The 18,202-nt window shown below is 65.5% G+C and carries 22 protein-coding genes and 2 pseudogenes; 4 read left to right on the plus strand and 20 right to left on the minus strand.

The window, feature by feature from the left end:
• The first annotated feature begins 28 nt into the window (after nt 1-28).
• Nucleotides 29-436, plus strand: a complete 408-nt coding sequence (locus tag NCHOL11_RS17600; RefSeq protein WP_007683354.1) for a response regulator — start codon at nt 29-31, stop codon at nt 434-436.
• 62 nt (nt 437-498) lie between these two features.
• Here the strand turns inward: NCHOL11_RS17600 and NCHOL11_RS17605 are convergent.
• The 20 genes and pseudogenes from NCHOL11_RS17605 to NCHOL11_RS17705 all read right to left on the minus strand — a co-directional run.
• Nucleotides 499-813: pseudogene (locus NCHOL11_RS17605) on the minus strand (CorA family divalent cation transporter); the annotation flags it as partial.
• Nucleotides 814-1,214: 401 nt separating this feature from the next.
• Nucleotides 1,215-1,496, minus strand: a complete 282-nt coding sequence (locus tag NCHOL11_RS17610) for a type II toxin-antitoxin system YafQ family toxin (protein ID WP_004212690.1) — start codon at nt 1,494-1,496, stop codon at nt 1,215-1,217.
• On the minus strand, nt 1,483-1,746 hold the full coding sequence (locus NCHOL11_RS17615; protein ID WP_004212689.1) for a type II toxin-antitoxin system RelB/DinJ family antitoxin: 264 nt from the start codon (nt 1,744-1,746) through the stop codon (nt 1,483-1,485). The genes NCHOL11_RS17610 and NCHOL11_RS17615 overlap by 14 nt, the downstream gene beginning before the upstream one ends.
• Before the next feature lie 384 nt (nt 1,747-2,130).
• A complete protein-coding gene (locus NCHOL11_RS17620) occupies nt 2,131-2,568 on the minus strand; it encodes a DUF411 domain-containing protein (RefSeq protein WP_007683347.1) in 438 nt (145 codons plus the stop codon).
• Between the two features lie 79 nt (nt 2,569-2,647).
• Nucleotides 2,648-3,889, minus strand: coding sequence for an MFS transporter (locus tag NCHOL11_RS17625; protein ID WP_097093807.1), 1,242 nt, complete (start codon nt 3,887-3,889; stop codon nt 2,648-2,650).
• Nucleotides 3,883-4,869 carry a copper resistance protein B gene (locus tag NCHOL11_RS17630; protein WP_009823975.1) on the minus strand — a complete coding sequence of 329 codons (987 nt, stop codon included), beginning with the start codon at nt 4,867-4,869 and terminating at the stop codon, nt 3,883-3,885. Before NCHOL11_RS17630 ends, NCHOL11_RS17625 begins: the two co-directional genes overlap by 7 nt.
• The gene (locus NCHOL11_RS17635; RefSeq protein WP_007683343.1) at nt 4,866-6,572 is read right to left on the minus strand and encodes a copper resistance system multicopper oxidase; all 1,707 of its coding nucleotides are present in this window, start codon (nt 6,570-6,572) and stop codon (nt 4,866-4,868) included. The genes NCHOL11_RS17630 and NCHOL11_RS17635 overlap by 4 nt, the downstream gene beginning before the upstream one ends.
• Before the next feature lie 25 nt (nt 6,573-6,597).
• On the minus strand, nt 6,598-7,623 hold the full coding sequence (adhP, locus tag NCHOL11_RS17640; protein WP_007683342.1) for an alcohol dehydrogenase AdhP: 1,026 nt from the start codon (nt 7,621-7,623) through the stop codon (nt 6,598-6,600).
• 26 nt (nt 7,624-7,649) lie between these two features.
• Nucleotides 7,650-9,170, minus strand: a complete 1,521-nt coding sequence (locus NCHOL11_RS17645; RefSeq protein WP_007683341.1) for an aldehyde dehydrogenase family protein — start codon at nt 9,168-9,170, stop codon at nt 7,650-7,652.
• Between the two features lie 442 nt (nt 9,171-9,612).
• Nucleotides 9,613-10,014: a hypothetical protein gene (locus NCHOL11_RS18730; protein ID WP_013849877.1), complete on the minus strand. Its 402-nt coding sequence runs from the start codon at nt 10,012-10,014 to the stop codon at nt 9,613-9,615.
• Between the two features lie 333 nt (nt 10,015-10,347).
• Nucleotides 10,348-10,638: a hypothetical protein gene (locus tag NCHOL11_RS17660; RefSeq protein WP_013039105.1), complete on the minus strand. Its 291-nt coding sequence runs from the start codon at nt 10,636-10,638 to the stop codon at nt 10,348-10,350.
• A 131-nt stretch (nt 10,639-10,769) separates the two neighbouring features.
• The gene (locus tag NCHOL11_RS17665) at nt 10,770-11,210 is read right to left on the minus strand and encodes a four-helix bundle copper-binding protein (RefSeq protein ID WP_007683338.1); all 441 of its coding nucleotides are present in this window, start codon (nt 11,208-11,210) and stop codon (nt 10,770-10,772) included.
• A 14-nt stretch (nt 11,211-11,224) separates the two neighbouring features.
• A pseudogene (locus NCHOL11_RS18860) lies at nt 11,225-11,667 on the minus strand (DUF1622 domain-containing protein).
• The gene (locus NCHOL11_RS17675) at nt 11,654-12,376 is read right to left on the minus strand and encodes a hypothetical protein (protein WP_007406380.1); all 723 of its coding nucleotides are present in this window, start codon (nt 12,374-12,376) and stop codon (nt 11,654-11,656) included. Before NCHOL11_RS17675 ends, NCHOL11_RS18860 begins: the two are co-directional and overlap by 14 nt.
• A complete protein-coding gene (locus tag NCHOL11_RS17680) occupies nt 12,373-13,101 on the minus strand; it encodes a hypothetical protein (protein ID WP_007406424.1) in 729 nt (242 codons plus the stop codon). Before NCHOL11_RS17680 ends, NCHOL11_RS17675 begins: the two co-directional genes overlap by 4 nt.
• The gene (locus NCHOL11_RS17685; protein ID WP_013039106.1) at nt 13,101-15,011 is read right to left on the minus strand and encodes a 2Fe-2S iron-sulfur cluster-binding protein; all 1,911 of its coding nucleotides are present in this window, start codon (nt 15,009-15,011) and stop codon (nt 13,101-13,103) included. Before NCHOL11_RS17685 ends, NCHOL11_RS17680 begins: the two co-directional genes overlap by 1 nt.
• 23 nt (nt 15,012-15,034) lie before the next feature.
• Nucleotides 15,035-15,355 (minus strand): hypothetical protein, encoded by a 321-nt coding sequence (locus tag NCHOL11_RS17690; protein ID WP_007406382.1) that lies wholly within the window; start codon nt 15,353-15,355, stop codon nt 15,035-15,037.
• A 59-nt stretch (nt 15,356-15,414) separates the two neighbouring features.
• A complete protein-coding gene (locus tag NCHOL11_RS17695) occupies nt 15,415-15,636 on the minus strand; it encodes a hypothetical protein (protein WP_007406426.1) in 222 nt (73 codons plus the stop codon).
• Nucleotides 15,633-16,112 carry a heavy metal-responsive transcriptional regulator gene (locus tag NCHOL11_RS17700; RefSeq protein WP_007406417.1) on the minus strand — a complete coding sequence of 160 codons (480 nt, stop codon included), beginning with the start codon at nt 16,110-16,112 and terminating at the stop codon, nt 15,633-15,635. The genes NCHOL11_RS17695 and NCHOL11_RS17700 overlap by 4 nt, the downstream gene beginning before the upstream one ends.
• Before the next feature lie 140 nt (nt 16,113-16,252).
• On the minus strand, nt 16,253-16,591 hold the full coding sequence (locus NCHOL11_RS17705; protein ID WP_007406371.1) for a hypothetical protein: 339 nt from the start codon (nt 16,589-16,591) through the stop codon (nt 16,253-16,255).
• 261 nt (nt 16,592-16,852) lie between these two features.
• Here NCHOL11_RS17705 and NCHOL11_RS17710 point away from each other — a divergent pair, with 261 nt between their 5' ends.
• The 3 genes from NCHOL11_RS17710 to NCHOL11_RS17720 all read left to right on the plus strand — a co-directional run.
• On the plus strand, nt 16,853-17,215 hold the full coding sequence (locus NCHOL11_RS17710) for a hypothetical protein (RefSeq protein ID WP_007406428.1): 363 nt from the start codon (nt 16,853-16,855) through the stop codon (nt 17,213-17,215).
• A 77-nt stretch (nt 17,216-17,292) separates the two neighbouring features.
• Nucleotides 17,293-17,550: a hypothetical protein gene (locus NCHOL11_RS17715; RefSeq protein WP_007683334.1), complete on the plus strand. Its 258-nt coding sequence runs from the start codon at nt 17,293-17,295 to the stop codon at nt 17,548-17,550.
• Nucleotides 17,551-17,613: 63 nt separating this feature from the next.
• Nucleotides 17,614-18,202: TolC family protein (locus NCHOL11_RS17720; RefSeq protein WP_176502360.1), on the plus strand; the 589-nt coding region annotated here is incomplete at its 3' end.

Genomic DNA, 18,202 nt, shown 5'->3' on the forward strand with positions numbered 1-18,202 from the left:
ATCGTCACACGGGTGTCCGCTTCTCGCAATGCCATCGGTCCGTTCCACTCAGCATGATGGCAGATACACCATCCTCGTCTCCGACGACGATCCCGGCGTGCGGCGTGGCCTCCAGCTGCTGCTGAGATCGCGCGGCTATGCCGTGTGGGGATATACGACCGGCCACGCGCTGTTGGCCGACCCCCGCGCGAAGGAGGCAGACTGCGTCATCCTCGACTATCGCATGCCCGACATCGACGGATTCGCGATGCTGCGTCACCTTCGCGAGATCGGATGGTCGGGACGCGCCATCATGATCTCAGGCTTTCACGACACGCTGCTGGCCTGGCGGGCCGCCGAGGCGGGCTTCGATCACGTTCTCGCAAAGCCTTTGATCGGCAGGGCTTTGCTCGATGCGTTGGACCGGCACCGCGCCGAGGTTCTGCGAAAGCATTGAGTTATGGCGGCCGGCCCCCGGCAGCCTCAGCCCGGCGCGATGTGGAAAGCCGATCTGCGCCGTCAAAGCCAGTGGCTACGTTTGAACCGGATGTAGAGCCCAATGCAGACCGCAGCGATGACGCCGAGGATGACGAAATATCCCCATTGCGTCTTCAGTTCGGGCATATTCTCGAAATTCATGCCGTAGATTCCGGCAATCGCGGTAGGCACCGCGAGGATCGCGGCCCAGGCGGCAAGCTGACGCGTGATCGCACCCTGGCGCTGCTGTTCGAGCAGGTGACTCGCCTCGAACACCGAGATCAGGATGTCGCGGATGCCGGTGATGGCGCTCTCAACCCTGAGCATGTGATCGAGCAAATCACGGAAATAGGGTTTCCTTCTCACGATCTGGCTTTTGAGCCATTCGAGCATGGAATCTTTTGCCATCATGGGCGTCGTCGTCGCTCTCGGCAGCATCGTCTACCGGGCCAGCATCCGCCGGTCATCAACGTAGGGGTCACGACGGTGGAGCGAGCGGTCGGCTCTTCAAGCCCAACGCGATCGGCTCATTTCTCGCTCACCAGTCGTGAACTAACGGCAAATTTGTCAGAATTTGAGGGTGAAAGTGATTTATGGCCCTCATTTTTGTTTCAAGCAGCGCCTGCCGAATGCATCTCTGCGATTGATGTCTTCTGCAAAAGCTTGTTGGCATCGGATGCTCGCTGATCACACCTAACCCGTAATCGTGCCTCTGGCTGACATACCCGACAAACGTATAAGCTCGCCATGCGCGGGCGTCACCAACCCAATTCCGCGTGCGATCCCAAGCGCACAAGCTGCAAGGTGTCGTCATCGGGCTTGCGGTAAATCAGCACGAGGTCGGGCTTTATGTGGCAATCGCGATGGTCGCGCCAGTCGCCGGTCAGCGCATGGTCGCGGTGGCGCGGTTCAAGCGGCTCGTCGGATGCCAGCGCCTCGATGATCGGGATCAGGTCAGCGTCCAGCGTCTTGGCGTGCTGCCCCTTCTTCTCCCGCTTGTAGTCGCGCTTGAACCGCCCGAAGCGTTCAATCGTCCGCATTGAGGTCGGCCATCAGGTCGACCACCGTGGCGAACCGCTTGCCCTTTCCCTCGCGCGCTTCCTTCATGGCCTCGATCGTCTCGGCATTGGGCACCAGCGGTTCAAACGGCAAGGCCTTGTCGCGGGCAACGCGGGTCAGCATCAGGCGCACGGCATCGGAGACGGTCAGCCCCATAGCAGCCAGCACGGTCGCGGCTTCCTCCTTCACCGCTCCGTCGATCCGGGTCTGCACAAGAGCGTTTGCGGCCATGTCGATTTCCTTTCTGCATGACGATGTAATGCAAGCGAACGCAAAGTGCAATCAGGCAAAGCCCCGGCTATCGACATGGCGACCGGGCTTCGCGTTTTTCACCTTCAATGCTGTGAGTGCCATCGGTTCGGGGCCCTGATCGGGAATGTTGGGGCCGTTCTCACACTTTCGGTGGGCAAACGGTCCCACAATCGTTCCCACATTTTGGGCCAAATTCAGGCAAATCAGGGAGACGACCGCGAACAACTTACAAGACAAATCGTTGCTTTTTCAGTGTAGGTAGGGGTAGGGACGCCATCAGCTCGCTTGACACAAGGTTCTACACTCGACAGCGGGGTCCTCTACCACCGGGCAATTCTGCAGGATGCTGCAAACCGCGCGATATCAATGGCGGGCGAAAATTCGCTGACCGGCGCTGCCGAAGGCCACCACCGTATAGGGTTGGCGGGCAGCGCCTGCCACTTCCATGCCCTCCGAACCGATCGGCATCCCCGCAACCGCAATGCCTTTGACGCCCGCAGGACGGGTCGCCAGCAAGCGCTTGACGTCGGATATCGGGACATGGCCCTCGATCATATAGCCATCGACGATCGCGCTGTGGCAAGATGCCAGCGTCCGGGGCATGCCGGCCTTGCGCTGAAGCTCGCTGCGCGACGCATCGTCACGCATGACGACCTTGCGTCCCAGCTTCGCGCGCACGGCCTGCGCCCACTTCTCGCAACATCCACATCCCGGATCCCGGTGGACGACGATATCACTGGCCGCAAGCGCTACGCCGGGCATGGCGAGGAACAGCAAGGCGACGAATAGGCGGGTCTTCATGAAATGACTCCCGGAAGAACGATAAGCATGGGGCAGAGGCCCCTTCTTTTCTATACGCATCAATGCGCCCCTCCCCTCATCACGCAGATGATTTTACGATGGCGGGCGGCCTCCAGGCTAGCGGCAGGGACACAAGCAGCGCTAGCGATAGACCACCAATCCCCCACAGAACGAGCGGCTGCGCCCCGGGAGCGACGATGGCTATCGCCAGCGGCGCGAGCGCCTGCCCGATGCTGGCGGCGGAATGCTGGCAACCGAGCTTCACGCCTGAAGGGGCCCCGCCGCCGCTGATCCAGAAGCTGGTGACCAATCGAAGGGTTGCCGAGCTCCAGCCGGCAGCAACGATGATCCCACTGAGCTCGGCCATACTCGCGGCGACAGGAAACATGAAAAGTGCCACAGCCAGCAGGCCCAGCGTCAATCCGGCAAGCCGCCTCGGCACAGTGACCAGCCAATCCAGCTTTGCATGGAAGATCTGTGCCGCCAGCATGCCCAATCCGCAGAGACTGAGCATCCAGGCGATCTCTTCGCGGCTCAGCGAAATGGCGCTCCGCGTCACCAGGAGATTGACATGCATCGCCGCCAGCCCGCCGCCCGCGACGATCGTGATAAAAAGCAGGATCAACGTCGCGCCGAGCGTAGGCGCGGGCAGGTCTCCGCCATCGATGCAAGGTGCACACCAGCGCGGCAGACGCACGGCGCAAAGCGCCGCCCCGACGGCACCGATGCCGAGAGCGAGGATCATGAGGGGAGCGCGGGGCAGGATCGCGGCCGAGACCTCCGCCACCAGCGGACCGGCGAGATCGCCCAGAAACACGAAGGCGGTCAGCCAGGTGAAGCGGCGCGCCTGGTCCGCGCGCCCGCTTGCGGCAAAGCTCGCGCAGAGCAAGCCCAACGGTATGATGGCGGCCGACGCCATCCCCGCCACCAGACGCAATGCATAAAGCTCAGGCAACCCGACGAGGCCGATCGGCGCGGTCACCAGCGCGAGGATGACCAGCGCTGCGCGCAACATCGCCCGATAGTCGACCCGGTCCGCGATCCAGCCCCAGAGCGGCGCCGCCAGCAAGGCTGCCAGGGGATGGACCGCAGTCAGGCTCGCGACGTGAAAATCATGAGCGCTTGACGATAGCGCGCCACGAGCCGGGTCGACCAGTGCCGGAAGGAAGGCGAGAATGGCCGTCTGTCCCGCCGACGCCGCAGCCGCCGCGAGCAACAAGACGAAAAAGGAGGCCGGCCAGCGACCGTTGGCTTGCGATCCAGCCTTGTCACGCGGCGCGTTCGCGGTCGATCCCTCGAGTGGCCATCCGCGGATCACCACCAGGCGCGCAAGCCGATCACCAGCCTGTGTTCGGAAGGCCCTTCCCTGCGCAGGCGACGGAAATCGGCCGTGCCGTCAAATGCGCGCTCCCAGACGAAGCCGATATAGGGCGCGAACTTGCGCGACACCTCGTAGCGCAACCGTCCGCTCAGCTCGACATTGCTGAAGCCGCTGCCGAGCTGCCGATCGCTCGACCGCTTCGAATAGATATTGGTTTCCACCTGCGGCGTAAGGATCAACCGATTGGTGAACAGGACCTCATAGGAGGCCTTGGCGCGCGCCGCGAGACGCCCATCGGTTCCTACATAGCCGGTGAGCTGGACGTCGAACCAATAGGGCGCCAGTCCCTCGACGCCGGCGGCGAGCCAGGTGGTCGCACCCTTGCCGAGATCCTGCCTGACCCCGAGCAGCGTGCCCCAGAACGGGTTCTTGCTGTGCCACCACAGCGCCTCGACGCTGCTCTCCGGATCGAGACGTTGGTCGCGGGAGTTCTTGAGCCCCTGGCTGCGCAGCCAGAGCTTGTCATTGTCCTGACCCTTGGTGACGAGCACGGTCCAGCCCACGCCCTGACCCTCGTTGCCGCTGGTGAACTCGAGCTCATCCACAAGTATCTTGGGGATCGAGAGCTTGTCGGCCATCTCATAGCCCGGCAGCGTCGAGTTGCGATAGCCGTCGGCATAATCGTCCGAGTTGCGCGCGTCCGGCGGGGCCTTGCCACCCTGCATCGAGCCCATGTCCATCGTGGCGCCGTTACCGGACGCCTTCGTGTCGGTCATATCCATGCCCGGCATGTCCATGCCCGCATGCTCCTGAGAGCCTTGCGCGGAAGGTGAGTTTGGATCGGGAGTGGCCGTTTGGGCAGGGGTGGCGGCGGGCGACGGGGGCAAGGCATCCTGCGCGAGGGCGGGAGCCGTGATCGCCGGCGCCAGGAAGAGGGCAACGCCAAGAGCAATGCCGCGCGAGGGGATAATCCGGATCATGCGACCACCACCTCCCGGAACATGCCGGCCGCCATGTGATAGAGCAGATGGCAGTGGAAGGCCCATCGGCCCATGGCGTCGGCGGTGACGCGGAAGCTCACCCGCTGGGCGGGCTGGACCACGACCGTATGCTTGCGGACCTGGAAGGCGCCGTCCGGGCCTTCGACATCGCTCCACATGCCGTGCAGATGCATCGGATGCGCCATCATCGTGTCGTTGACGAAGGTGACGCGCAGCCGCTCGTTCGGCTTGAAATGCAGCGGCCGGGAATCGTTGAGCTTGATGCCGTCGAGCGACCAGATGAACCGTTCCATATTGCCCGTCAGATGCAGCTCGATGTCGCGCTCGGGCTCGCGCGGGTCGGGATCGCCGCCCGGCGTGCGCAGATCGGCCAGCGTCAGCACGCGCCAGCCGCGCCCGCGCAGCCCGGCGCCGGGATCGTCCAGATTGGTGCGGGGATAGTCGACGCGCATGTCGGTATTGGCGCCATATTCGGTGCGGGCGTGCTGTGCCCTGGCCGGCATCTCGGTCATGCCGTGCCCGGCATGCGCGTCGCCTCCCATTGCGCCCATCGTCGCCATCGCGCCCATCATGTCGACCGGCTCGAGCCAGGTCCGGGCATCGAGCGGCGGCACGGCTGCCGCCATGCCCGGAGCCGGTGCGATCGTGCCGCGGGCATAGCCGCTCCGATCGATCGCCTGCGCGAAGATGGTGCGGGCGCCGCCCTCGGGCATGGTGAACTCGACGTCATAGGTCTCGCCCGGGCCGATCCGGAATTCCTCGACCGTGACCGGCTCGACCGGCTGCCCGTCGGCCGATACGACCGTCAGCTCGACCCCCGGGATCCGCACGTCGAAGAACGTCGCCGTCCCCGCGCCGACGAAGCGCAGGCGCACGCGTTCGCCGGGCGCGGCGATACCGGTCCAGTTGCCGGCGGGCGGCGCGCCGTTCATCAGATAGGTGTAGGTCGCGGCAGAGACATCGCTGTAGTCGGTCGGGTTCATCCGCGAGCTGTTCCACATCCGCCGCCGCTCGAGCGCCTTCCCAAGGCCCATGGCGCCGACATCCTTGAGGAAGTCGCCGGCTGTCGGCTGCGCAAAATTATAGTAGCTGCTCTGCTTCTTGAGATTGAGGAAGATCTGCAGCGGCGGCTCGTCCGACCAGTCGCTGAGCACGATGCAATAGTCGCGATCGGGCGCCCGCGCCGCCGGCGCCTGTTTCGGCTCCACGATGATCGCTCCATAGAGTCCCGTCTGCTCGGCGAGCGTGTGAGCGTGATACCAGTAGGTTCCGCTCTGGCGGACCTCGAAGCGATAGGTGAAGGTCTCGCCCGGCGCGATGCCGGCAAAGCTGATGCCGGGCACGCCGTCCATCTCCGCCGGCACGATGATGCCGTGCCAATGGATGCTCGACATCTCCTTGAGGCCGTTGCGCACACGGAGCGTGACCGTGTCGCCTTCGCGCAGGCGCAGGACCGGCGCGGGCACGCTGCCGTTCACGGCGGTCGCGATACGGCGTTTGCCGGTGAAGTTGACTGGCAGCTCGGCGATCTCGAGGTCGAACTCGGTCCCGCTAAGCTCGGCGGGCGAGACTGGGGCGGATCGCGCGAGAAGCGCCGGGGCGAAGCCGGCAACCGCGCCGCCGATCGCCAGCCCCTGGACGAAACGGCGCCGTGCGATCGGCCGGATATGTAAGGGAGACATGAACTGTACTTTCGCGAAGTCGGGTTCAGGCGAGGTCGAGGACGATCCGGCCCTCGATGTCGCCATGGTGCATGCGGGAGAAGACGTCGTTGATGTTCTCCAGCTTGTCTGCATGGACCGTGGCCTTGACCTTGCCGTCGCCGGCGAACGCCAGTGCCTCGAGCAGATCGAGCCGCGTGCCGACGATCGAGCCTCGCACGGTAATGCCGTTCAGCACGGTGTCGAAGATCGACAGCGGGAAGTCGCCCGGCGGCAGACCATTGAGCGCGACCGTGCCGCCGCGCCGGACCATGCCGAGCGCCTGCTGGAACGCCTTGGGCGAAACGGCGGTGACGAGCGCTCCGTGCGCGCCGCCTATCGCCTTCTTGAGCGCTGCCGAAGGGTCCTCGCTGTGCGCGTTGACCGTCAGTGTGGCGCCAAGGCGTGTAGCGAGGTCGAGCTTGCTATCGTCGATGTCGACCGCGGCCACATTGAGACCCATGGCACGGGCATATTGCACCGCCATGTGGCCGAGCCCGCCGATCCCTGAGACGACCACCCACTCGCCGGGTCGGGCCTCGGTGGCCTTCAATCCCTTGTAGACGGTGACGCCCGCGCAGAGGATCGGCGCAATGTCGAGGAAGTCGACATTGTCGGGAAGGTGACCAACATAGTTGGGATCGGCGAGGACATATTCGGCAAAGCTGCCATTGACCGAATAGCCGGTGTTCTGCTGTTCGTGGCAAAGCGTCTCCCAGCCACCCAGGCAATGCACGCAATGCCCGCAGGCGGTGTAGAGCCAGGGCACGCCGACCCGGTCGCCTTCCTTCACATGGGTGACGCCCGCACCGACGGCGGCGACATGCCCGACGCCTTCATGGCCAGGAATGAAGGGCGGGTTGGGTTTGACCGGCCAGTCCCCTTCTGCCGCGTGCAGGTCGGTATGGCACACGCCGGTTGCCGCAATCTTGACCAGGATCTGCCCGGGGCCGACCGTCGGGATCGGCGCGTCCTCGATGACCAGGGGCTTGCCGAATTCGCGGACGACCGCCGCCTTCATGGTTTTCGCCATGTCCGTTTCTCCTTTTGAGCGAGGGGTCAGAACAGGCCGAGCGCGTGCTCGTCATAGGAGACGAGCAGGTTCTTGGTCTGCTGATAATGGTCGAGCATCATCCGGTGATTTTCACGCCCGAAGCCCGACGCCTTGTATCCGCCGAAGGCGGCATGGGCGGGGTACTGGTGATAGCAGTTGGTCCAGACCCGCCCGGCCTCGATCGCGCGGCCCAGACGGTAGGCGGTGTTGCCGCTCCGGGTCCAGACGCCCGCGCCAAGACCGTAGGCGGTGTCGTTGGCAAGTGCGATCGCCTCCTCGACCGTCTTGAAGGTGGTGACCGCCAGGACGGGACCGAAGATCTCCTCCTGGAAGATGCGCATGTGGTTCTGACCCACGAACACGGTCGGCTGTACGAAATAGCCCTGGTCGAGCGCACCGCCCGGCAGCGCCTTGGCGCCACCGACCAGACACTGCGCGCCCTCGGCCTTGCCGATATCGATATAGCCCAGGATCTTGTGGAGCTGGTCCTCCGACGCCTGCGCGCCGACCTGGACCGAGGGGTCGAGCGGATCGCCCTGGCGGATCGCGGCGACGCGCGCCACGGCGCGCTCGATGAAGCGATCGAAGATCGACTCATGGATCAGCGCGCGCGACGGGCAGGTGCAGACCTCGCCCTTGTTGAACGCGAACAGCGTGAAGCCTTCGAGCGCCTTGTCGAAGAAGGCATCGTCCTCGTCGAGCACGTCCGCCATGAAGATGTTGGGCGACTTGCCGCCAAGCTCCATCGTCTGGGGGATCAGATGGTCGGCGGCCGCATGCATGATCTGCTTGCCGGTGACGGTCTCGCCGGTGAACGAGACCTTGGCGATGCGCGGATTGGCGGCGATCGCCTGGCCGACGGTCCGTCCCGGGCCGGTGACGACATTGAGCACGCCGGGCGGCAGGATGTCGGCGGTGAGCTCGGCGAACATCAGCAAGGTGAGCGGCGTCTGGGATGCGGGCTTGATGACGGTGCAGTTGCCCGCCGCCAGCGCCGGGGCGATCTTCCACGCCGCCATCAGCAGCGGGAAGTTCCACGGGATGATCTGGCCGACGACGCCAAGCGGCTCGCGAAAATGATAGGCGATGGTGTCGGCATCGATCGTCGAGATCCCGCCTTCCTCGGCCCGGATGCAGCCGGCGAAATAGCGGAAATGGTCGATCGCGAGCGGAACGTCGGCAGCGCGCGTCTCGCGGATCGGCTTGCCGTTGTCGATCGTCTCGGCAAGCGCCAGCAACTCCATATTATCCTCGAGCCGGTCGGCGACGCGATTGAGAATCCTGGCGCGGTCGGCGGGCGAGATCCTTGCCCATTGATCCTTGGCGGCGTGCGCCGCATCGAGCGCGCGCTCGACATCTTCCGGCGTCGACAGCGCAAACTCGGCGATCTGGGCGCCATTGATCGGGCTCGTGTCCGCGAAATACTCGCCGCTCGCTGGAGCGCTCCATCGACCACCGATGAAATTATCATAGCGGTGTCGGAAGGACGCCGCAGCATTGATGGTCCCGATCGCCTTCTCGAACATCGCCTGTCTCCATCTTTACCGATGCCTGATGAAGTAGGCCTTCTGATGAGACGGCCTATAAGTAAGTTCCGCAGACAAAAATCAGGCAGAGTTTTTACGAAGCGCCAGGCTGGACACGCAAAAGAAGCCGATGATTTTCTCATCAGCTCATAGATTATCTCGTCGCCTAAGCAGGCAATGGCTCTCGCCATTCAATCGCGGCGCAGAGGTCACTGAAGTTGATCCGGCCATGCTTGGTCGGACCTCTTAATCGTAAGCGCGGACCCGCAGCTCGGTGCCAACTCCTGGAGCTTTACGCATCGCGGGCTCCTCTCTCTCGCGGTGGACGCCTGCTTCTCGTTATGAAATCCTAGAAACTTGGAACACCTCTTGAAGAACAGGCCCGCCGCGGGGGCAGCGGCGGGCCCTCAGCCCCAGGGGTCTGTTCTCGGGGCTGGAAACCTCACATGTCGCTCATCGGCTTGTCGGCCATAGGCGTGGCCGGTTTCTTCTTGGCGGCCGGCTTTGCCTTTTTCATCGGCATCTTGCAGCAACCGCTCTTGGGCTTGCCAGCCTTGCTCGAACCGCTCCCCTGCGACGAGCCACCAGACATTCCGGCCATGCCCGCAGCGCCCTGCTGGCCTTGCGGCTTCTGCATGCCGGCTTGGTGATCCTGCATCATTTGGTCGTGCATCTGCTGCCCTCCATGATCCATCCCCTGCTGATGGGCATGGGCGGTGGATGGCTTCGGCTGCGCAGGGGCGTGCTGGGGCGCGGCGGGTGCCGATTGCGCCAGACCCGCGCCAGCGAAGTTCAGGGTCGCCAGGCAGCCGATCGCGCCGACTAGAAGTTTCGTCTTTCGCATTGTGGTTCTCCGCATGATGAGTCCTTGCCCGATCGCCGTTTGCGACCGCGACCATACCGACCCCTCATGCGGGCTTGGCCCTTTGGTCTGAATACGTAAGTTACGAATCCGCACTGGATCAGGACTGGCAGGCCCGCGATCTTGCGGGCGAAACCATGGTCCAAGGGTCCAGCGGATTCATGACTGCATCGCATTAAAGCTCGTGCAGACCTTTATTCTGAAACGCAATTGGCCCGCCGGGGAAACGGCGGACCAACGTTGCGGCCCGGTCAAACGATACCAACGCCTTGTATGGTGAGGCTTTGATCAACCGACCTCTGATGGGCTTTTGGTTCAGCACCCCCCGCCCGACCGATGCGACATGTCAGAAGCCCCCTCCTGGCTCCCCGATTCCCGCATGGCCATCCGGTGGCCTCGCATCATCTCACCGTGCATCTGGTCCTTGCCGTGCCGCATGCCCTCCATATGGGCCGTGCCGGACTGAGCCGGCGCAGGCTTGGCCTTGAGCGTCTCCTCGAGATCCGGCATGTCCGACGGCATGCCATCGGCGAGAACAGGCCCGGCACCGAGGGCAAGGAGGCCGAGGGCTGCGAGCGAAGTGATAACTACCGTTTTCTTGCGCACTATCGATTCCTTCAAGTCTGGTTTCCGTTCGACCGGCTTCAGATCCGGTCGTTTCTCGCTCCTCCGGGAGCTTGCCCTTGAGATGGTATCGGTCCTGACCCGGCAGTATACGTAATATGCGAAGCGGGTGGTCAGCCGGTCATGTCCGCCATCATTCGGCAGCTCGCCGCGCATTTCTTGCAGGTGGCCGAGCAACGCGCGATCCGCTGGTCCTCGCTATGACGCCCGCATTCCTCGGCGCAGCGCTCGCAAGCATCGGCGCAGGCGCGGCACAGGATGCGGTGCAGAGCCGATTCCCGCAGCATCGAGTTGGCTGTCGCCTGGCACAGTTCCGCACAGTCGTTCAGCATGGCGATCAACGACGCGCTCGCCAGCGCGCTGCTTTGCTTCGTCAGCCAGGCGGCGGTTTCGAGGCACATGCGGTGTGAAGCCAGGCAATCGTCGATGCAGTCCGTCATCGACATCGCCATCCCTTCCATTCGATGCTGCTGCCCCGCCGCCGGCGCAGCCAGCGTTCCGGCGGCGGCAAGGCCGGCGCCCGCCATCAGCAATTCGCGTCTCTCGATCATCATGCACCCTCCATCGGCTATCCCTTGCGCGGTGTGCCGCATCCGGCGGCCTCAGCCGTCGCCGGCGACCCATCCGACGCCGCACGCGCCTTCTCCCGCGCCATCCGGGTTTCCTCCCAGGGCCAGTGACCGTTGATCTCGACCCGAGCGAGATGCTCAGGAAGGTCCGCACCAGCACAAGCCCGGCCAGCACGATGAGATCGTCGAGCGTCGGGTTGATCACCAGCGACTTGACGATGTCGCCGGCGACCAGAAATTCCAGGCCGAGCAGGATGCTGCGGCCGAGCGCCGAGCGGAACGTGCTATAGGCCTCGGTTCGGTCGCCCGCCCTCGCCCGCCGCGCAAACAGAAAGGTTGCGAGCCCCGCGCCGACCAGGATGGTCAGCGTGCCCGCCAGTTCCAGGCCGATCACGGCGAGCCGGAAGAAGGCGCTCAGCCAGTCGGCCTCAATGGTGATCATACCAGCCTCGCTTGCGGATATTGTTGAAGCTGTCGGTGGCGTGACAGGCATAGCATTGGTCGACGCGCGCCTTCGATCCGGCTGCGCGCTGCGAGACCATGCTGAAATGCTCCATGAAGTGACTGGGCGGCGCCTTATGGCACTCGGCGCACTGCGTCGAATTGACCGATGGATGGCGGTAATTGGCGATCTTCCAGCTGTCGGTCTTGTGGCAGCTCGCGCAGTCGGTGCCGAACAGGCCCTGGTGCGGATCGCGGAACGCATGGCAGCTCGCGCAATTGAGCGCGGTCTCGGGGGTCAGGCTTCGAGTGTTTGTCGACATGCCCGCCAAAGGCTGCCGCCACTTCGCCATGTCGAGCAACGCGGCGTGATCCATGCGGATGATGCCGCGCTCTCCCTCATGTTCGACGTGGCAGGAGGTGCACTGCGTCGCTTTCGCGTGGAACTGCGTCGACTGCTTCGTCCCGAAATCGGTGCCCGCATGGCAGGTGAGACAGGTCCGGGTTTCGACGCCCTTGCCCGGCGTGTGGCAGGCCGTGCATTGGCCGGCAAAGGACTGGTGCGCGCTCGAGAGCGGGCCGGGCGAGACGAGCTGCGCCACCAGGCCGGCATCCCTCGGCGCGTCCGATCGCATCCGGATCGCGACCGCGGCGACCATCACCAGCAGGGCTGCGATGAAGACGGCGTAGGAAAGACGCTGCCAGCTCATAGCCAGCGCAGCCCGTAATAGATCGCCGCGCCGACGTGGAGCGCGAGCAGCGCGAAGATGAGACAGCCCAGCAGGATGTGCAGGAACCGCCACCGCGCGAACAGGGTGTTGGTTGCCTCTTCGGCACGGATCGCGAATTCGGTATCGGCCAGCGCTGCGGCGATCCCCGCCTTGTCCTGGGGGCGCTGGCCCGCGGACGCATCCCCGGCGACGAACAGATAGCGCTTCCAGCCCGACAGCGGCGGGGCTGCGGTATCGGCCTGCGTCGGCGCCGCCGGCTCCTCGAGGAAGGCGGCGCGAAGCGAGGCCAGTTCTGACCTGCGTCCGCGCAGCGCCCGACCAAGCTGGGCAAGCAGGTAGCGGCCGATGAAGCCGGTGATGACCGTCATCAGCAGGAGGACGGTCAGAAGCAGGCCGACCGGGCTTTCGAGCTTGTGCGCGGCGTGGACCAGACCCAGGATCGGCGCCAGCACGCCGGCATAGATGTGGATGGCGAGCAGGGTTGGCTTGCTGACGACCCGGGAGAGCGCCTTGTCGACCCAGGCGATGTGCTTGGCCGCGACATAAGGAAGCGTCAGCAGCATCAGCACGAGCGCTGCGATCCCGATGATCCCGCCGGCCAGGCTACCCGGAAAGCGGGGCGACACATGCACGAGATAGCCGAACGGGAACAGCAGCAGGAACGCGACCAGCAGGCCCACGGCAATGTCGCTGCGTTCGCGCATCAGGCTTCGACCACGAGCGGCGTGCCCGTCCCCTTCGCCTGGCACGCGAGCACATAGCCTTGCGCCTTGTCGGCGGGCGCAAGGCCGGATTCGACCTCCATCGTCACTTCGCCCTGCAGCAGCTTGACCACGCAGGCGCCGCATGTGCCCGCACGGCATGCATAGGGGATCTCGACGCCCGCGCCCTCGGCCGCCTCCAGCACGGTCTCGTCCGCGGGCAAGGCCGCCGACACCCCCGACACGGAGAAGGTCACCGTGCTCGGCGCCACCTCGGCGCTCGGGGCCGGCTTATCCGCTGGCGGGGGCGCGGGCTTGACCTCGAGATCCTCGTGGTCGGCCGGCAGCGAGGCCGGACCGAACGCCTCGGTGTGCAGCTGCGCGTCGGGGACGCCGAGTTCCGCCAGCACGCCGCGCATCGCGCCCATCATCGCCGGCGGGCCGCACATATGGATGCGCCGGCTCGCGATCTCCGGCACCGCGGCCAGGATCATCTCGCGCGTGATCGGCCCTTCGGGGCCCATCCAGACGGTGCCGGGCGCGCGCTGCATCGCGGCGACGACATGGAGGTTGGGAAAACGGCGTTCGAGCCGCTCGAGCTCGTCGCGGAACACGAATTCCTCGGTCGACCGTGCGCCGTAGAAGAAGAAGATATCACCCTTCCACGCGGTGTCGGTGAGATAGCGCAGCACCGACATCATCGGGGTGATGCCGACCCCGCCCGCGATCAGCACGATGCTCTGGGCATCCGTTCCCGTGAAGGTGAAGGCGCCGAACGGTCCGCTGACCTTCAGCAGATCGTCGGCGACGACCTTGTCGTGCAGGTATCGCGAGACCACGCCCTGCTCCTCGCGCTTGACCGTCAGTTCGACATAGGCCCGCTGGGTCGGCGAAGAGGCGATCGTGTAGGAACGGCGCGCGGTCTTGCCCGCTTCGGGCTCTACCTCGACCTGCAGGAACTGGCCCGGCAGGAAGTCGAACGGCAGCCGGTCGGCGGTCGGGTCCGCGAGCCGGAAGGTCAGCACGCTCGGCGTCTCTCGCACGATCTGGACCACGCGCAGCTGCCCCGCCCAGCTTTTGGGCTTGCGCAGCGACGCCCCAGCGGGTGCGGCCGCATTGCTCGGCGCGAGCCCGGCGCTGTCGGCAACGGGTGCAGGCGCGGGCGCAACCCTGGTAGCGGGAGGGGCAGCCTTCGGCTCCGGCTTTGCTGGAACCTTGGCGGTGGCGACACCGCCGGCGATCGCCCCGATCCGCCGCAGGCGGAAGATCTGCAGCGCGATAAGCGTGGCGCTCACCAGCCCCAGGAACAGCATGAGAAGGAGGTGCGAGGGCGAGATGCCGAACCAGTGATCGGCATGGCCGGGCGCGGCCTGGTCGATGTCGAGCTGATCGCGCAGCCAGGCAAGCCCGACCTCCCGGGGCGGCTGCAAGCCCCCGATCGCGCCCTGCGCGGCGGTGCCGGAGCGGAACAGGTCGGTTCCCTCGCGCAGGCGCCGCGCCGCATCGAGCCGGGCCGAGACCGTGGTCGCACGCGCGCCGTCGGCCGAGGCGGCGTTGATCATCGCCAGACCCGTGCTTACCCGTTCGCCGGCCTGCGCAGCGACCCGCTGCCTTGCCGCTTCGTCAAGCGCGGGAAAGGCGAGCAGCTGCGAGATGAAGCCGGTCCGGCGCGATTCGTGGCCGTGCTCATTCTCCCCTTCCCCATTGATCATGCGATCCATCATGGGGTTCATCATCTTCGCCATGTCCGACGACCCCGGCTCTGCCGGTGCGGACATGCCCCCGCCGGCCGGCATGCCTGCGCCATGATGCGCGGCATGATCCTCGCCCTCCTGCGCGCCCGCGCTCGCGGACAGGCTGAGAGCGATTGCGCAGCCGAGGCTCAAGCGTCGAAGGCTGATCCGCCTGGACATCCTCATCCCCTTAGTGTGCGAGCCTACATATCCTTCATCGGCATCGCCGCATTGCCCGGCGCGGGATCGGGTGCCGGCGCGGTCTGGTTGCCGGCCCCGGCGCGCATCGCGTCATGGTCCATCGCCTGACGGTGATGCCGCTCCATCTCGGCCTGGTTGCTCATCGCGTCCATCGGCGCCGCGTCTGCAGCGTTGCCGCTGTCGGTCAGGACCGGGGTGGCGGCGACGCTGTTCGCCGCGGGCGGCACCGTCTGGTCGGCCTGGCGGTCGCAGCCCGAAAGCGCGAGCGCCAGCAACAGGCTTCCGCCGACAAGTGGAAGGGCTTTCTTCGCATGGTCGATCATGGCTTTGCTCCTTGGCTTGAAAACTGTGTCCGGGCGCCATCCCTGGCGTCCGGACCGGCTCATTGCGCGCTGCGCAGAATCCGGAGACACCGGTCGTGCGAGAGGTTCATCGGGTTGCGCCCCTGCCCCTTCATCTCGCCATGATCATGCGGCGTCTGGAGACCCATATTGCCCTCCATCGCCCGGCAACTCTCGACCTGCGCCGAGGTCGGCCGCGTGGTCACACAGGCGCCTAGAAGCAGCGCCGGCGTGAGGACGGCGATCAAACGCATTTTCTTCATGACAAAACCCCTTTCGCTCGTGGTGATCGTTCGTCCTGCGCTGCCTGATGTTTCTTGTTATGCTGCTGGTCTTTCCGCCGCGCCGTCAGGAAGGCGAGGATCGGGCAATCGGAGACCGGCACTTCGCCCGGGCATTCGTCGGCGAGCATCCGCAGCATGTCGCGGATATCCGACAGGCGCTCGAGCCGGGCTTCGGCGTCCGCGATCTTGGCAAGCGTGATATCGAGCACGGCCTGGGCATGCGCGGTGTCCGACGCCCTGAGTGCCAGCAGCTGCCGGGCCTGTTCGAGTGTGAAACCAAGCTCCTGCGCCGAGCGGATGAAATTGACGCGCTCGAGGTCGGTCGCGTCGTAGAGCCTGTAGCCCGCTGCCGTGCGCGCGGGCTCGCGCAGCAGGCCCATCCGCTCATAATAGCGGATCGTATCCCGCCCCACGCCTGCGGCCGCGGCCAGTTCGCCGATCTTGAAATTGCCCATGTCATCCGCTCGATCATGCCGGTTGGACCATGGTCCAGGGTCAAGCGGTTTCGCTTTGACCCCGAACGGTCTCCTCGTCGCCGGCGGCCCGCTGCCCCGACGCGTCGCAGGGCAGCCCGTGCCGCCGGGCCACCGGCTTGTCAGTTCTTGCGAAGCTCGACGATGTCGTGCCTGGCAGGCGTGCCGTCGGCGACGGACACGTGCGCGAAGTGATCGTCAAAGATATGGTCGATCGTCACATGGCCGACGAGCTGGCGGTGATAGGTCGGCGCCACGCCCTTGGACGGACCCGGATGGGTCACGACGCGATAGACCTCGAGCTTCTGGCCGACCTCGGCGCCATCGGCCTTGCCGATGCAGACGACCGTGCCGTTGCTGCCCGTGTCGACGATCGAGCCGCGCATGAACAGGCTGTGCCCGATGCCCTGGGCCATAGCGGGGACGGCAGCAAGCATCGAAATGCCGGCAAGCGCGACCATGAGAGTTTTTCTGACCATATTCACCTCCTTGGATGGTAAGCCACCGCCCGGACTTTGCCGAGGGGAAGAGCGTCTCTTCAGGCTTGGGACTACGGTCCCGGGTCCAGCCTCGATATACGTAGAGGCCGCAGCCGATCTTCTTCCCCGGGCCGGATCTTTATTGACGCGGAGTTGACGGAATCAGCCGTCAGCACTTCAAAATCCGCGCGGCGCGAGACTTTGGTTGGCTGCGCCCGCGAAACCCGCTAGATATCGAGGCCCGTGAAACGCCTGCTCGCCCTCCTGCTCGTCATCGGAGCGCTGTCCGGTCTCTTCGGAGCCCAGATGGCGGCCGCGCACAGCGTGCCGCAGGCGGCAGGCGCGCCGCTGGCCAAGGGCATGGATGCGGACTGCATGGCGATGATGGCCAAGCAGCAGCCTGCGCCCAGCGAAAAGCCCTGCAAGGGCCTGACGCTCGATTGCATCGCCGCGATGGGGTGCGTGATCCCGCTGGTCGCAGCGGACCTGGCAGGCGGCGTTGCGCCTGCGCGTCTCTACGACGCGCCCAGCTTCTGGACGACCGACACGATATTGACCGGCAAGGCGGTTGCGCCCGAGCCGGATCCTCCCACCAGCCTTGCCTGATTGAACGAGCACGGGCTGCGCGCATCGATCGATGCGTGCGCGCCCGGTTTCCTTCTTTTCAGTCAAAGGTTTTCGTGATGATCAAACTGCTTCCGGCCGCCCTTGTGGCGGCCCTCAGTCTCGCCGCGCCTGCGCTTGCAACCGACGCGAGCCGCACGCCGCAAGGCCATTGGGAATGGCGGTCGGCGCCGCAATATGGTCCGCGGGCGACTGGCCCTGCGCGTGTCCGCATATGGGTGCCCGACAGCCGGGACATGGCCAGCTGCGATTGCGCGATGATGCAGGCAAGCGCCGCCGACTGCATGCGCGGCGCAGTCAGGTCGGACAAGGGCTAAACCCGCTCCGGAGCGGCGCGTCACATCTTGGCGCGCCGCCTCTGTCATGAGGGGATGATATCCATGATCATGATGCCGAGGCGCGCTGTGCGACGCCTGTTGCTCTCTATCGGTGCGACGCTTGCGAGCGCCTGGGCCGTGCCGGTGTCGGCCGGCCCGCTCACCTACGAGCAGGCAGTGAGGCTCGCTGCCGCCAACGCGCCAAGCCTCAAGGCGCGCGCGGCGGCGACAGCCGGCGCCCGCTCTTCGGCGGTCGCGGCCGATCGCCTGCCCGATCCGACGCTCGACCTGGGCCTGCAGAACTTCCCGGTGAGCGGCCCCAATGCCGGCAGCTTCACGCGCGACGATTTCACTATGGCGACGATCGGGTTCAGCCAGACCTTCCCCAATCTCGCCAAGCGCCATGCACGCGCCGCGCGCGCCGCGGCCGATATCGGTATCGCCGAGGCGGGCGAGCTGGTCGAAGGCCGCAACGTGCGGCTCGAGACCGCCCTCGCCTGGGTCGATCTCTATTATGGAGAACGCCGGCTCCGGCAGCTCGACCTGCTCGATGCCAGCCTCGACGACCTGCAGAAGACCGTGACCGCACGCCTGGCGTCGGGCAGCGCGCGCCCGAGCCAGGCGCTCGAGCCCGACCAGCTCCGCGCCGCCA

It is taken from the genome of Novosphingobium sp. Chol11, assembly GCF_900218065.1.
Taxonomy (GTDB): domain Bacteria; phylum Pseudomonadota; class Alphaproteobacteria; order Sphingomonadales; family Sphingomonadaceae; genus Sphingobium; species Sphingobium agri.

Excerpts from the sequence above, each read along its gene's own strand:
- NCHOL11_RS17685 (WP_013039106.1), bottom strand. The coding sequence starts at position 15,011 with ATGTCCAGGCGGATCAGCCTTCGACGCTTGAGCCTCGGCTGCGCAATC.
- NCHOL11_RS17620 (WP_007683347.1), bottom strand. The coding sequence starts at position 2,568 with ATGAAGACCCGCCTATTCGTCGCCTTGCTGTTCCTCGCCATGCCCGGC.
- NCHOL11_RS17715 (WP_007683334.1), top strand. The coding sequence starts at position 17,293 with ATGATCAAACTGCTTCCGGCCGCCCTTGTGGCGGCCCTCAGTCTCGCC.
- NCHOL11_RS17680 (WP_007406424.1), bottom strand. The coding sequence starts at position 13,101 with ATGCGCGAACGCAGCGACATTGCCGTGGGCCTGCTGGTCGCGTTCCTG.
- NCHOL11_RS17705 (WP_007406371.1), bottom strand. The coding sequence starts at position 16,591 with ATGGTCGCGCTTGCCGGCATTTCGATGCTTGCTGCCGTCCCCGCTATG.
- NCHOL11_RS17700 (WP_007406417.1), bottom strand. The coding sequence starts at position 16,112 with ATGGGCAATTTCAAGATCGGCGAACTGGCCGCGGCCGCAGGCGTGGGG.
- NCHOL11_RS17665 (WP_007683338.1), bottom strand. The coding sequence starts at position 11,210 with ATGATGATCGAGAGACGCGAATTGCTGATGGCGGGCGCCGGCCTTGCC.
- NCHOL11_RS18730 (WP_013849877.1), bottom strand. The coding sequence starts at position 10,014 with ATGCGAAAGACGAAACTTCTAGTCGGCGCGATCGGCTGCCTGGCGACC.
- NCHOL11_RS17610 (WP_004212690.1), bottom strand. The coding sequence starts at position 1,496 with ATGCGGACGATTGAACGCTTCGGGCGGTTCAAGCGCGACTACAAGCGG.
- NCHOL11_RS17615 (WP_004212689.1), bottom strand. The coding sequence starts at position 1,746 with ATGGCCGCAAACGCTCTTGTGCAGACCCGGATCGACGGAGCGGTGAAG.
- NCHOL11_RS17695 (WP_007406426.1), bottom strand. The coding sequence starts at position 15,636 with ATGAAGAAAATGCGTTTGATCGCCGTCCTCACGCCGGCGCTGCTTCTA.
- adhP (WP_007683342.1), bottom strand. The coding sequence starts at position 7,623 with ATGGCGAAAACCATGAAGGCGGCGGTCGTCCGCGAATTCGGCAAGCCC.
- NCHOL11_RS17600 (WP_007683354.1), top strand. The coding sequence starts at position 29 with ATGCCATCGGTCCGTTCCACTCAGCATGATGGCAGATACACCATCCTC.
- NCHOL11_RS17690 (WP_007406382.1), bottom strand. The coding sequence starts at position 15,355 with ATGATCGACCATGCGAAGAAAGCCCTTCCACTTGTCGGCGGAAGCCTG.
- NCHOL11_RS17635 (WP_007683343.1), bottom strand. The coding sequence starts at position 6,572 with ATGTCTCCCTTACATATCCGGCCGATCGCACGGCGCCGTTTCGTCCAG.
- NCHOL11_RS17630 (WP_009823975.1), bottom strand. The coding sequence starts at position 4,869 with ATGATCCGGATTATCCCCTCGCGCGGCATTGCTCTTGGCGTTGCCCTC.
- NCHOL11_RS17645 (WP_007683341.1), bottom strand. The coding sequence starts at position 9,170 with ATGTTCGAGAAGGCGATCGGGACCATCAATGCTGCGGCGTCCTTCCGA.
- NCHOL11_RS17675 (WP_007406380.1), bottom strand. The coding sequence starts at position 12,376 with ATGAGCTGGCAGCGTCTTTCCTACGCCGTCTTCATCGCAGCCCTGCTG.